Origin of the sequence: Buttiauxella sp. BIGb0552 (genome assembly GCF_004366275.1) — a bacterium.
GTDB lineage: Bacteria > Pseudomonadota > Gammaproteobacteria > Enterobacterales > Enterobacteriaceae > Buttiauxella > Buttiauxella gaviniae.
This window is the reverse complement of record NZ_SODY01000008.1, coordinates 190,784-204,120: the sequence shown is the minus strand read 5'-3', so window position 1 is coordinate 204,120 and position 13,337 is coordinate 190,784. Positions and strand designations below refer to the sequence as shown.

General features: G+C 48.9%; 13 protein-coding genes. 9 read left to right on the top strand and 4 right to left on the bottom strand.

What is annotated here, in order from left to right:
* Positions 1-332: 332 nt before the first annotated feature.
* From EDF88_RS21565 to EDF88_RS21540, 6 genes are all read left to right on the top strand, one after another.
* Positions 333-1,013 carry an N-acetylmannosamine-6-phosphate 2-epimerase gene (locus tag EDF88_RS21565; RefSeq protein WP_064516093.1) on the top strand — a complete coding sequence of 227 codons (681 nt, stop codon included), beginning with the start codon at positions 333-335 and terminating at the stop codon, positions 1,011-1,013.
* A 13-nt stretch (positions 1,014-1,026) separates the two neighbouring features.
* A complete protein-coding gene (locus EDF88_RS21560) occupies positions 1,027-1,902 on the top strand; it encodes an N-acetylmannosamine kinase (RefSeq protein WP_134187163.1) in 876 nt (291 codons plus the stop codon).
* Positions 1,903-1,968: 66 nt separating this feature from the next.
* The gene (locus tag EDF88_RS21555; protein WP_134187161.1) at positions 1,969-3,450 is read left to right on the top strand and encodes a sodium:solute symporter; all 1,482 of its coding nucleotides are present in this window, start codon (positions 1,969-1,971) and stop codon (positions 3,448-3,450) included.
* An 11-nt stretch (positions 3,451-3,461) separates the two neighbouring features.
* Complete coding sequence (nanQ, locus tag EDF88_RS21550) at positions 3,462-3,926, top strand: N-acetylneuraminate anomerase (protein WP_134187159.1); 465 nt, start codon at positions 3,462-3,464, stop codon at positions 3,924-3,926.
* A 179-nt stretch (positions 3,927-4,105) separates the two neighbouring features.
* Positions 4,106-4,987 (top strand): MurR/RpiR family transcriptional regulator, encoded by an 882-nt coding sequence (locus EDF88_RS21545; RefSeq protein WP_134187157.1) that lies wholly within the window; start codon positions 4,106-4,108, stop codon positions 4,985-4,987.
* Positions 4,988-5,134: 147 nt separating this feature from the next.
* Positions 5,135-6,025 (top strand): dihydrodipicolinate synthase family protein, encoded by an 891-nt coding sequence (locus EDF88_RS21540; RefSeq protein WP_064516102.1) that lies wholly within the window; start codon positions 5,135-5,137, stop codon positions 6,023-6,025.
* An 82-nt stretch (positions 6,026-6,107) separates the two neighbouring features.
* On the opposite strand, the gene EDF88_RS21535 is transcribed toward EDF88_RS21540, so the two are convergent.
* The 4 genes from EDF88_RS21535 to qseB all read right to left on the bottom strand — a co-directional run bounded on the left by EDF88_RS21535 (position 6,108) and on the right by qseB (position 9,170).
* Positions 6,108-6,425 (bottom strand): putative quinol monooxygenase, encoded by a 318-nt coding sequence (locus tag EDF88_RS21535; protein WP_064516104.1) that lies wholly within the window; start codon positions 6,423-6,425, stop codon positions 6,108-6,110.
* 30 nt (positions 6,426-6,455) lie between these two features.
* Complete coding sequence (locus tag EDF88_RS21530) at positions 6,456-7,037, bottom strand: NAD(P)H-dependent oxidoreductase (protein ID WP_064516106.1); 582 nt, start codon at positions 7,035-7,037, stop codon at positions 6,456-6,458.
* Positions 7,038-7,158: 121 nt separating this feature from the next.
* On the bottom strand, positions 7,159-8,514 hold the full coding sequence (gene qseC, locus EDF88_RS21525; protein WP_208326162.1) for a quorum sensing histidine kinase QseC: 1,356 nt from the start codon (positions 8,512-8,514) through the stop codon (positions 7,159-7,161).
* Positions 8,511-9,170 carry a quorum sensing response regulator transcription factor QseB gene (gene qseB, locus EDF88_RS21520; RefSeq protein WP_064516110.1) on the bottom strand — a complete coding sequence of 220 codons (660 nt, stop codon included), beginning with the start codon at positions 9,168-9,170 and terminating at the stop codon, positions 8,511-8,513. Before qseB ends, qseC begins: the two co-directional genes overlap by 4 nt.
* 192 nt (positions 9,171-9,362) lie before the next feature.
* On the opposite strand from qseB, the gene EDF88_RS21515 reads away from it, so the two are divergent.
* The 3 genes from EDF88_RS21515 to EDF88_RS21505 all read left to right on the top strand — a co-directional run bounded on the left by EDF88_RS21515 (position 9,363) and on the right by EDF88_RS21505 (position 13,200).
* The gene (locus EDF88_RS21515; protein WP_034460999.1) at positions 9,363-9,767 is read left to right on the top strand and encodes a NirD/YgiW/YdeI family stress tolerance protein; all 405 of its coding nucleotides are present in this window, start codon (positions 9,363-9,365) and stop codon (positions 9,765-9,767) included.
* A 227-nt stretch (positions 9,768-9,994) separates the two neighbouring features.
* Positions 9,995-12,265 (top strand): DNA topoisomerase IV subunit A, encoded by a 2,271-nt coding sequence (parC, locus tag EDF88_RS21510; RefSeq protein WP_134187155.1) that lies wholly within the window; start codon positions 9,995-9,997, stop codon positions 12,263-12,265.
* Positions 12,266-12,444: 179 nt separating this feature from the next.
* The gene (locus EDF88_RS21505; protein WP_064516115.1) at positions 12,445-13,200 is read left to right on the top strand and encodes a 1-acylglycerol-3-phosphate O-acyltransferase; all 756 of its coding nucleotides are present in this window, start codon (positions 12,445-12,447) and stop codon (positions 13,198-13,200) included.
* The last annotated feature ends 137 nt before the right edge of the window (positions 13,201-13,337 follow it).

Below are 13,337 nucleotides of genomic sequence, written 5' to 3'. Positions count from 1 at the left end.
TTTTAATCAATAATGGTGAATTGAATAAAAATATTGAGAAATAACATCCAGTTTTCCACGAAGGAAATAAAACCTGTCACATCAACAGACATCCTTAATCTGACTGAAAAAAATAGAGGCCCACTTTGCTTTTCTGGGCTGCTGATTTTCACTTCCCGAATCAGGTTCGCCGGTTAAAAAATCATGGCTCTGGGTTTTCATCCCAGATAGCTCCGTTTCCCTTGCGCATGACCCTCCTCACATTTTTCCGGTTTGCAGCTTGAAATAGTAATACTCCATCCGCTATTCTTTTTTGGAGTTAAACTTCATTTGGATTTGCAAGGCGGAGCAGAATGTCACTACTAACAAAATTAGAACAAAGCGTGCGTGATTGCGGGGGGCTTATCGTCTCCTGCCAGCCCGTACCCGGAAGCCCAATGGACAGGCCTGATATCGTGGCAGCAATGGCGCAAGCAGCTGTATCTGCGGGAGCTGTTGCCATCCGCATTGAAGGAATCGCCAATCTGGAGGCGGTACGGCCACTTATTTCAGTTCCCATCATTGGCATTATGAAACGCGACCTGGAAGACTCCGCTGTGCGCATCACTCCGTTTTTGCATGACGTTGATGCGCTCGCAAAAGCCGGGGCCGACATTATTGCCTTTGACGCAACATTCCGCCCACGCCCGGTGGCTATTGATGAACTGATCGCACGTATTCACCATCATGGATTACTGGCAATGGCAGACAGCTCAACGGTAGAAGAAGGCCTCAACTGCAAACAAAAAGGTGTCGAGTTCATTGGCACAACGATGTCTGGTTACACTACTTCAGTTACGCCTGAAGGACCGGATCTGATGATGGTGTCAGAGTTAAGCGCCGCTGGCTGCCGCGTCATTGCTGAAGGTCGTTACAATTCACCTGAGCTTGCATCACAGGCTATCAATCATGGCGCATGGGCTGTTACTGTTGGTTCAGCCATCACCCGTATTGAACATATTTGCCAGTGGTTCAGCGATGCCGTTAAGCGCTAAGTCGGAGAAAACGATGAACACACTTGCCATTGATATCGGCGGCACAAAACTGGCCGCGGCGCTTATCAACTCGCAGCATGAAATCTCTTTACGCACGGAGATTCCTACTCCGGCAAATGCTGAGCCTCGAGCTCTTGAGCAGGCTTTGGCTCATTTGGTTGCAGCCTATGAGGGGAAAGCACAGCGAGTGGCGATTGCCTCTACAGGTATTATTGATAACGGAATTCTTACCGCGCTAAATCCAGATAATCTCGGTGGCCTGAATCATTTCCCGTTGCAGGCGACGGTTGAACGCCTCACAGGGTTGCCGTGCGCGGTTCTCAACGATGCGCAGGCTGCCGCCTGGGCAGAATATTGCCATCTGTCAGCTCAATTCAAGCACGTTACGTTTATTACGGTTTCCACTGGAGTAGGTGGCGGCATCGTTATCAATGGCGAGCTGCTAACAGGTCCTCATGCCTTCGCAGGCCATATTGGACACACTCAGGCCGATCCGAATGGCCCAATGTGTGGTTGCGGACGCGTTGGTTGTGTTGAGGCTATAGCTTCCGGGCGCGGCATTGCAGCAGGGGCCAAGCATGATCTTTTGGGCAAAAATGCCCGTGAAATCTTTGCTTTGGCACAAGAAGGTAACGAGCAGGCACAACAGCTATTTGCGCGTTCAGCACAGGCGATTTGCCAACTGATCGCCAATCTTAAAGCTCTGCTGGATACCGAATGCATCGTGCTAGGCGGCAGTGTCGGACTTGCTCCGGGTTACCGTCTACAGGTGGAAAAGCAGCTCGCAACACTACCCGCGGCATTCCATGTTCCTGTTTATTCCGCTCACTATCAGCATGATGCGGGGTTAATGGGGGCTGCCCTCTGGTCTGAATATCACGCAGTCTGATCGTTTATAAAATTTAAAATTCAGACAGTTACCTCATCCTAATAAAACCATAAGTAGGAAAGTGCCATAATGACTCATTCTTTCGGCATCTTTAATTACGTTGTTCTTTTCGGCTATTTACTAGCCATGATGTTAGTCGGTGTCTATTTTTCAAAGCGGCAGAAAACGGCTGATGATTATTTCCGTGGCGGCGGCCGAATTCCTGGCTGGGCTGCTGGTGTTAGTGTATTTGCCACCACGCTAAGCTCGATTACTTTTATGTCCATTCCTGCCAAGGCATTCACCACTGACTGGACGTTTATTCTCGGCCAATATCTGGTTATTGCCATATTGCCGGTGGTCTTTTACTTCTATATTCCATTCTTCCGTAAGCTAAAGGTAACCTCTGCCTACGAATATCTTGAAGCTCGTTTCGATGTTCGTAGCCGCTTATTCGCCAGCCTCTCTTTTATGATGTTTAACATAGGCCGTATCGCCATTATCACTTACTTAACGGTGTTGGCTCTGCGACCATTTATTGGTATTGACCCAATCGTTTTGGTGCTGCTGATTAGTGTTATGTGCATTATCTATACCTGGATGGGCGGTATTGAAGGGGTTATTTGGACTGACGTTATTCAGGGATTGTTGTTATCGGGCAGCGCGGTCCTTATTTTCATCGTGATTTGCTTCAAGGTACAGGGCGGGTTCGGTGAGATTTTCACCGTGACACAACATGCCGATAAATTCTTCCCGGCGTCACAGTTCCGCTGGAGCTGGACAGAAAGTACCGTGCCAGTTCTGATGATTGGTTTCTTGTTTGCCAATATTCAGCAATTTACCGCCAGCCAGGATGTGGTACAGCGCTATATCGTGACGGACTCCATTGAGGAGACGAAGAAAACACTGTTCACCAACGCTAAGCTTATCGCCATTATTCCAATTTTCTTCTTTGCCATCGGTTCGGCTCTGTTTGTTTACTACAAACAAAACCCAAGTCTATTACCAGCAGGCTTTAATATCGGGGGGATTTTGCCGCTATTCGTGGTGACGGAAATGCCTACAGGTATTGCCGGTTTGATTATCGCCGCTATTTTTGCTGCTGCGCAGTCCAGTATCTCAAGCAGCCTGAACAGTATCTCGAGTTGCTTTAACTCCGATATTTATCAAAGACTGAGCAGCAAAAAAAGAACCCCAGAAAACAGCATGCGCATGGCGAAACTAGTGATCCTTATTGCCGGGCTATTTAGTAGTGCTGCGACGATATGGTTGGTGATGGCGAATGAATCAGAAATCTGGGATGCCTTTAACAGCTTGATTGGGCTGATGGGTGGCCCGATGACGGGTCTGTTTATGCTGGGGATTTTCTGCAAACGCGCCAATGCGGGTAGTGCAACTCTTGGCATTGTGGTCAGTATTGTAGCGGTTCTGTTTGCCCGCTATGCCACAGACTTGAATTTCTTCTTCTATGGCGTGGTTGGCTGTCTGAGTGTGGTTATCAGTGGCGTTATTTTCGCCCCATTATTTGCTTCAGCGCCAGCGCTGACGCTTGATGAAACACGTGAATAAAAGGTGACATCATGATTTTAGGACGAATTTCAGAGCTCAGTGCTCAGACTGGTATTGCACCTCAGTTATTGGCCATTATTAAGCAGGCACTGGCGATGCATCCGGAAACACTAAGTGCGGGCCGCCATGAAATAGACGGCCACGATATCTTTATGAATGTTATGAGCTTTGATACCTCAGAACCGCAGAGCAAGCGTTACGAGCAGCATCGCGAATATCTTGATATTCAGGTGTTACTCAGTGGCCAGGAGCGCATTGATTTTGGCCCGTTTGGTGCGGCAATAGAGCCAGATGTTTATCACGAAGATGATGATTATCTGCTTTGCGATGAGGTTGCTCCTTGCCAGACTTTGCATATGCGACCCGGAATGTTTGCGATATTTCTTCCGGGCGAGCCACATAAACCAGGTTGTATCAGCGAAACGGCGCAGTCTATTAGCAAGGTAGTCATCAAAGTGCATTATCGCTGTCTATAACACGATGTTTTAACGTCATAATAATATTAAGCAGTAAATGAGTTCTTCTTTGACGGCGCAATGTACGCATACCCCCTATGCTTACATCGCGCTTTTTTTAATGCCACAGACTTGTTACGCTCTCAACCATTCAATATTGCAGGCTTTTTGCCATATCACGCACTCAAGAGCAGGAAATTATGGAGTCTCAAGTCCAACGCCTTAAACCCGGAAAAATCCTCGACACACTGGGTGCGATGCAAAATAGCCTGACGCGTGTTTCACAGCGGATCGCGCACTATATTTTGACCTCTCCACAGCAGGTCACTCAGCTCTCTATTGCCGAGTTGTCACGCGAAACACAGGCTGGCGAAGCCACCGTCATTCGTTTCTGTCGCACCTTGGGTTACAAGGGTTTTCAAGACTTTAAAATGGATTTGGCCATTGAGCTGGCTACAGTGGATACCGATACCAGTAACCCGTTGTTAGATGGGGAAATCAGTGAGTCAGACGATGCGCGCACCATTGGTTTGAAACTGCAAAGCACCATTAATAATGTGTTGTCTGAAACCCTAAATTTGCTGGATATGAATCAGGTTAATCAGGTCGTCGACGCATTACGCACCAGCAACTCGGTATACATTTTCGGTGTTGGCTCGTCGGGAATTACTGCAGAAGATATGAAGCATAAGCTGATGCGTATAGGTTTTCGGGTCGATGCCGTTACCAATAATCACTTTATGTATATGCAGGCCACATTACTCAAAGCGGGTGATGTGGCGATTGCTATCAGCCACACCGGAACATCTCCGGAAACGGTCCATGCCCTCAAACTTGCCAGACAAGCGGGAGCAACCACCGTAGCTCTGACCCATAATTTAGGTTCCCCATTAATCGAAGTAGCGGATTTTAGCCTGATCAACGGTAACCGCCAGGGGATGCTGCAAGGCGATTCGATCGGTACTAAGACAGCACAACTATTTGTGTTGGATTTGCTCTACACCTTGCTGGTACAGGCTGCGCCAGAGCAAGCTCGCGAAAGTAAGTTACGTACCATGGATGCACTTAACATCGCAAAGTAATGCCACATTAGCGGCATTGATCACACTTCAATGTATTAAGCCATTTTAGCGATGCCACGATGGTTGCATCACTCCATTTGCCGCCTTAATATAGAGTTAAACTTCATAATCACAAATCATTAGAAGTAAAACTCCAAAGAGGCTTGCATGGAAAAGTTAACTGGCTTAATCGCCGCGCCACACACCCCATTTACCGCTGATGGAAGTGTTAATTATCCGGTTATTGACCAAATCGCCGCGCATCTGATTGAGCAAGGCGTTAAAGGTGCCTATGTGCTGGGGACTACCGGTGAGGGTATTCATTGCTCGGTCGATGAGCGCAAAAAAATTGCAGAACGTTGGGTGAGTGCAAGTGCGGGTAAACTGAGTATTACTTTGCATACAGGTGCTCTGAGTATCGCGGACTCCGTTGAACTTAGCCGCCACGCTGAAACTTTGGATATCTTTGCGACCTCAGTAATTGGTCCTTGCTTCTTCAAGCCAGGCAACATTGAAGACTTAGTGGAATACTGCCGTATTAATGCGGCGGCAGCACCATCTAAAGGTTTCTACTATTACCATTCCGGCATGTCTGGTGTGAATCTCGATATGGAGCAATTTTTACAGGTTGCAGCCGATCGTATTCCTAACCTCACTGGCATGAAGTTTAACTCCAGCGACATGTATGAGTATCAACGCTGTGTGCGCGTCAATAACGGCCAGTTTGATATTCCATTTGGTGTTGATGAGTTTTTACCCGCGGGCCTGGCATGTGGTGCAGTTGGCGCAGTTGGCAGTACCTATAACTATGCAGCGCCGTTGTATCACCGCCTGATTGATAGCTTTAATCGTGGTGACCAGGCAGATGTTGCAGGTTGCATGGATAAGGTCATCGCTATCATCCGCGTGCTGGTGCAGTACGGTGGTGTTGCGGCTGGGAAAGTTGCGATGAAACTGCACGGCATTGATGTAGGTGACCCGCGTCGTCCGCTGCGCCCAATGACTGAGCAACAAAAGCAAGATGCGCTGCAAGCCTTCCGCAAGGCTGATTTCCTTTAATCGGCTAGCAATATTCTGGTTTAGAAAATAAAAAAGGGAGCCGGTGTAAACACCGCTCCCTCTAATCATTCGGTAAACCCAATTACTTAATTGCGTCTTCCAGAATATGGATATGAACGTCCAGAACGTCGTCTTTAACAGTGACGCTGTGATCTTTCATGTGTTGTGTTTGCAGATGAGCTTCCAGGTGAGCCACGCTCTCCCATTTTTCCAGCATAAACACAGAATCTGGTGCAGTAGTCTGGAACGCGACTTGTGCGTTATGGTCGATGAGTGGCGCATAACCAAAGCAGCCTTCCTCTTCGAGCACGGTAGGAATAATTTTTGCAAACGCGTCCAGTACAGCCTGGCGATGGTGAACACCAGGACGGGTACGAATTTCAGCTATTACTGTAATCATGTTCAACTCCTTGTTGTCGACATAAGACAGTTAAGCAAAAACTCGGCCCAGATGCTCGCGGTATTGCGCGATAAAACGCGGTACATCAGGCGCTTTCATTACGTCGTTGGCGATAAAGGTCGGCAGACCTTCCATTCCAAGGAACTGGTTAGCTTTGTGGAATGGCAGGTAAACACCATCCACACCAACACCGTGGAAGAACTGTTCTTTGTCTTCAAATGCTTGCAGCGGGGCGTTCCAGGTCAATGACAGCATGTAAGTTTTGCCCTGGATCAGGCCGCCGGAACCGTATTTTTTCTCTGCATCAGAACGGGTACGACCATCGCTTGCATACAGTGAGCCATGACCTTCAGTAAATACATCATCAATGTACTTCTTCATAGTCCACGGTGCGCCCATCCACCAGCCTGGCATCTGGTAAATCACGGTATCTGCCCACATATATTTCGCGACTTCTTCTTTAATGTCGTACTCGCTGTCGGTACGTGTGACCTGAACATCATGCCCGAGGTCGCGCAAAAAGCTTTCCGCGACGTCGGTCAGGGTGTCGTTAAGTTGGCCGTTAGAATGGGCGAATTTTTTCGCACCATTGATAATCAGAATATTGCTCATAGTTAGTCCTCGAATAATTGCGTCTGGCGCGGAGTTTACCGTGATCACTGTCACAGTTAAATGCCATATACAGGCAAAGACTTTTGCTGAAAACGCAATAATCAGAGGGCTGAATCCGTTTCTACCAGCGTATTTGTACCTGAAATCCACCGCTGGGGGCGTTTACGAAGCTCGCCTGCATACCGTGTAATGCAGCGATTCGCCTGACGATAGATAACCCGAGGCCGCTGCCAGTTTTTTCCTGCCCGGGTGGACGGAAGAAGCGTTCACCCAGAGAGGTCAGATATTCAGGGCTTACGCCGGGGCCGTTGTCGGTAATCGTGATTTCGTGGCTCTGGAGAACGACATTGACTACGCTGCCGCGCGGGCTGTAGCGCACGGCATTATCCAGCATATTTCTGACCATCAAACTAAGTAGTAGCGGTTGGCCCTGACGTTTTACTTTTGCGTCCTGAATATCAAGGCGAATATCAATCCCTTCACGCTGTGCCTCGTGATACGCATCCATCACCGCATTTTGCAGTAGCGGCTGAAAAGCCACGTCCTGCACATCATCCAGACCAGCTAAAGAATCGAGGCGCGATAAAGTGAGCAGTTGATCGACCAGGCGAGTCGCACGATCGATGCCTACGCTCAGATTATTCAGTGCGTGATCGCGCATCGGTTCATCATTTTGTGCAAGCTGTGCCACTTCGGCCTGTACTTTTAATGCGGCGAGCGGGCTGCGTAGCTCATGTGCGGCATCAGAGGTAAAGCGCCGTTCGCGCTGCATAAATTCCCCGGTGCGGGTAAATAGCTGATTAAGCGCAATCACCAAAGGGCGCACTTCTTGCAGCAGGTTTTGTGTTGGCAGTTCACTGGCATCGTCTGGTTTTCGGTTGCGTAATTGCAGCGCCAGCTTGTGAAGCGGAGAGAGTGCCCGGCTGACCAGCCACACCAGCATCAGCAGGATCACTGGCGAAGCGATTAGCCACGGCGTGAGCTGGGACAAAACGATGTCCCGCGCCAGGTCTTCGCGGTACTCCCATTCCTGACCTACCACGATGCGGTATTTTCCGTCTGGTGTTGTCACCCAGACCATGCGCCACATATCGTCATCGCCTACCAGCTTTCCATCAACAAATCCGTCACGCTGGTAGCGATAGCTGAGATACCTGCCGTTGTCGCCGTCGTTTAGCAGCAACTGCCCGTTGGCGGTATAAATGGCGAAGGCGAGGGTGTCATCATCTTGTTTGCCGCGATGATGAGAAATCATCTTTTTAGTACGGGGCAACTGTGTATCGCTTTGCACGCCATCGAGCTCTAATGCACTCAGACGTTTGGCAAACAGCACTTGTTGGGTATCAAAGAGTTTATTGAGGGTTTTGCTGGTTTGCTGCCATGCGGCGAGGCTTGCGCCAACCCACGCCACCAGGGTGAGTAAAATAAACCCAGCAATTAATCTGGCGCGTAAACTTTGGGTGAGCTTTTTTATCATGCTTCACCCAACGTATAACCGATGCCGTGCACCGTGCGAATAAAACCACTCCCGAGTTTGCGGCGTAAATGGTGGATATGAACTTCCAGGGCGTTTCTGGAAACGTCGTTGTCCCAGTTATAAAGTTTTTCTTCAATAAGCGAGCGCGGTAATACGCGCCCGGCGTTACGCATAAACAGTTCCAGCAAGGCAAATTCTTTGGGTTTTAGTTGCAGTGGTTCACCGTCGCGGGTAACGGTTAATTTAATCGGATCAAGTTCGACACCAGCATGGCAAAGGGTAGATTGAGCCTGCCCATGATTACGGCGGATTAAAACCTGTAAGCGGGTGGCAACTTCTATTAACGCAAAGGGTTTACACAAATAGTCATCGGCACCAAGTTGTAATCCCTCAACTCGTTGTTCCAGTGCATCGCGCGCGGTTAGAATTAGCACAGGTTCAGTTCGGCCATTACGACGCCAGGTTTTTAAGATATCCAGCCCGTCGATTCCCGGCAGACTTAAATCCAGTACCACTGCGTCGTAGGGGGCTAAACTTAGAGCTGACTGACCTTGAAGGCCATCAGTAAACCAGTCGACGGTAAAACCCATTTTTGTCAGTCCGGCTTTGAGTCCGTCGCCAATGAGTTTATCGTCTTCAATTAGTAATATGCGCATGGTGTTTCCCTTACTGCCCATTTGCGGGAAGTTAATAACTTTTGCGAGGGTGTGTACAGGGGAAAAATACGATGCTTCGGCATGGTGCGCAATTTACTAAAAAAAGCGATTTTTGATGGGAGAATTAAGACCGCGTTAAGATCTATCACGTTAAATAGCACTCATGAAATCATTCATAAAAGGAAAATTAAAATGAAAAAAATAGCCGCTATTATGACTATTCTCGCTATTACCGCAGCACCTGCACTGGCTGCAAATCAGGGCGGGTTCTCTGATCCGAACGCAGCTCCTGCCACCACACAAACTCAAACCGCAGGCGGTTTTGTCGGCCCAAGTGGCAGCAACACCACGGCGACACAGGCCAAGTCACTGTCTGACGATACCTGGGTCACTTTGCGCGGCAAAATTGAGTCACGCATCGGCGGTGACCATTACATTTTCCGTGATACATCTGGCACCATTAATGTCGATATCGATCATAAGCGTTGGAACGGCCAGACTATCACTCCGCAAGATACCGTTGAGATTCAAGGTGAAGTCGATAAGGACTGGAATTCTGTTGAAATCGACGTGAAGCAAATTACTAAAGTAAAATAATGCCCCGAATGAGCCGCAATTTGCGGCTCATTTCTTCCTCCCTCACTTCTCTTAAAGATACGCACTCATCTGTGACTACGACTGCCAGATAGGTTACTATCGGCGGCAATTACGCCGTTTATACCTGTCATATTTCAAGCTGCATGTTCGTTCGCTGCACTCATGCAACTCGAATTATTTAGGGTATGTGGCCACACTCGGCTCGTCAGTTTGAGGATGAATAATTAATGAGTGATTTAACTCATGATGGTGCAGAACGCCTTGCGCTGCACGAATTCACGGAAAATGCTTATCTCAACTATTCCATGTACGTCATTATGGACCGCGCCTTGCCGTTCATTGGCGATGGTTTAAAGCCCGTACAGCGTCGTATCGTTTATGCGATGTCGGAGTTGGGATTAAGCAACAGCGCTAAATTCAAAAAATCAGCTCGTACAGTTGGTGACGTGCTGGGTAAATACCATCCGCATGGCGACAGCGCTTGCTATGAAGCCATGGTATTGATGGCGCAGCCCTTCTCCTATCGCTACCCACTGGTTGATGGCCAGGGAAACTGGGGTGCGCCGGATGATCCGAAATCCTTCGCCGCGATGCGTTATACCGAATCGCGCCTGTCGAAATATGCTGAAGTCCTGCTGGGTGAATTAGGGCAGGGGACGGTTGACTATGTGCCGAACTTTGACGGCACCATGCAGGAGCCGAAAATGCTACCTGCGCGTCTGCCAAATATTCTGCTTAACGGCACCACCGGCATTGCCGTTGGTATGGCAACCGACATTCCTCCGCATAACTTACGTGAAGTAGCGAAAGCGGCAATCACTCTGATTGACCAGCCGAAAACTACGCTCGATGAGTTGCTGGATATTGTTCAGGGGCCGGATTACCCAACTGAAGCTGAAATCATCACCCCGCGTGCTGAGATCCGCAAAATCTACCAGAATGGTCGTGGCTCTGTGCGCATGCGCGCGGTGTGGAAAAAAGAAGATGGCGATGTGGTGATCACCGCCTTACCACATCAGGTTTCCGGTGCGCGTGTGCTTGAGCAAATCGCTAGTCAGATGCGCGCTAAAAAGCTGCCAATGGTTGAAGACTTGCGCGATGAGTCGAACCACGAAAACCCAACGCGTCTGGTGATTGTTCCACGTTCCAACCGTATCGACGTCGAGCAGGTGATGAACCATCTGTTTGCCACCACCGATCTTGAGAAAAGCTATCGCATTAACCTCAATATGATCGGCCTGGATAACCGTCCATCGGTGAAAAACCTGCTGGAAATTTTGACCGAATGGCTGGTTTACCGTCGCGAAACGGTGCGCCGTCGCCTTAGCTACCGTCTCGAAAAAGTGCTCAAACGTCTGCATATCCTCGAAGGTTTGCTGGTGGCATTCCTCAATATTGACGAAGTGATCCATATCATTCGTACTGAGGACGAGCCGAAGCCGGTGCTTATGTCGCGTTTCGAGTTAAGCGAAACCCAGGCTGAATCTATCCTCGAGCTGAAATTGCGTCACCTCGCAAAACTCGAAGAGGTGAAAATTCGCGGCGAGCAGAGCGAGCTGGAAAAAGAGCGTGATCAATTGCAGGGCATTCTGGCGTCTGAACGTAAAATGAATACCTTGCTGAAGAAAGAGTTGCAGGCCGACTCCGACGCTTATGGCGACGATCGCCGTTCCCCGTTGCGTGAGCGTGGCGAAGCGAAAGCCATGAGCGAGCATGACATGACGCCGTCTGAACCCGTCACCATTGTGCTGTCGCAAATGGGGTGGGTGCGTAGCGCCAAAGGCCATGATATCGACGCGCAAGGTTTGAATTACAAAGCGGGTGATAGCTTCCTGGGTTGTGCTAAAGGCAAGAGTAATCAGCCGGTGGCGTTTATCGACTCTACCGGGCGTAGCTACGCACTCGACCCAATTACGCTGCCGTCTGCGCGCGGGCAGGGCGAACCCCTTACCGGTAAACTGACACCGCCGCCGGGAGCCGTCGTTGAACACGTATTAATGGCACCGGATGAGCAAAAATTACTGATGGCGTCAGATGCAGGCTACGGTTTCGTCTGTACCTTTAATGATTTAGTGTCTCGTAACCGTGCGGGTAAAACGCTCATCTCATTGCCGGAAAACGCGAAAGTGATGCCGCCGGTAGAGATTTCAAGTGTTGATGACATGCTGCTGGCAATTACTGCAGCGGGCCGTATGTTGATGTTCCCTGTTGGCGATTTACCGCAGCTTTCTAAAGGGAAAGGGAATAAAATTATCTCTATTCCAACTGCAGAAGCAGCAAAAGGCGAAGACAAACTGGTTCATCTATTTGTATTGCCGCCGCAAAGCACCGTTACTTTGCACGTCGGCAAGCGCAAAATTAAACTTCGTCCAGAAGAGCTTCAAAAAATCACTGGTGAGCGTGGTCGTCGCGGCACATTGATGCGTGGTCTACAACGTATTGATCGTGTTGAAGTTGATTCTCCACTTCGCGCAAGTGCAGGTGATAGCGAAGAGTAATCGAAAAATGGCGGCTGAAAGGCCGCCAGATTGGTATATTTTACGCTTAAGCAAGTCGTACACCCGTCATCATTCAAGTTGCAGTGCCCTGACTACCCCCATACTTACAGTCTGGTGCTTTCCTGCATCGCGAATTATTTAGGGTATACTTGTCAGCGCTTTTGGCTTTTGAGGTTGTTATGCTATCCATCGTACGTTTTATTATCGTTATAATTTATTGCATCCTGGTGAGCATTTTTGGCTGTATTTATTGCCTGTTCAGCCCACGTAACCCGCGCCATGTTGCAACCTTTGGTCATCTGTTTGGGCGCATGGCGCCTGTGTTTGGTTTGAAAGTCGAAACCCGTTTACCGGCGGGTTATAAAAATCACCCGACGGCGATTTATATCTGTAACCACCAGAATAACTTCGACATGGTGACAGCGGCGAGTATTGTGCAGCCGCCGACAGTGACCGTCGGGAAAAAAAGCCTGCTGTGGATTCCCTTTTTTGGCCAAATCTACTGGTTAACTGGAAATATGCTGATTGATCGTGACAATCGCGCCAAAGCCCTGAGCACCATTTCCCAGGTGGTGGCGCAGATTCAGAAACGTAAAATTTCGGTCTGGATGTTCCCTGAAGGCACACGTAGTCGTGGTCGTGGCCTGCTGCCGTTCAAAACCGGCGCATTCCATGCAGCGATTGCTGCGGGCGTCCCAATTATTCCGGTGTGCGTTTCCAATACCAGCAATAAAATTAAGCTAAACCGTTGGAATAACGGTTTGGTGATTGTCGAAATGTTGGATCCCATTGATATCAGTGATTACGGCAAAGATCAGGCGCGTAAGCTTGCGACTCATTGCCGCGATATCATGAGGGAAAAAATCGCCGAATTAGATAAAGAAGTCGCGGAGCGTGAAGCCTCCGGTCGAGTTGAGAAAAAGCAGGCGAGCTGATCGCTGTTTATTTTGGCGGTATACCCAAAATAATTTGAGTTGTGGGTAGGGGTAAGTGAGTGCAGCTAACACCCCCACAACTTGAAGTATGATAGGTATTTGTATCGCCCTACGTTGTTAAGTTTCACATGGAGTTA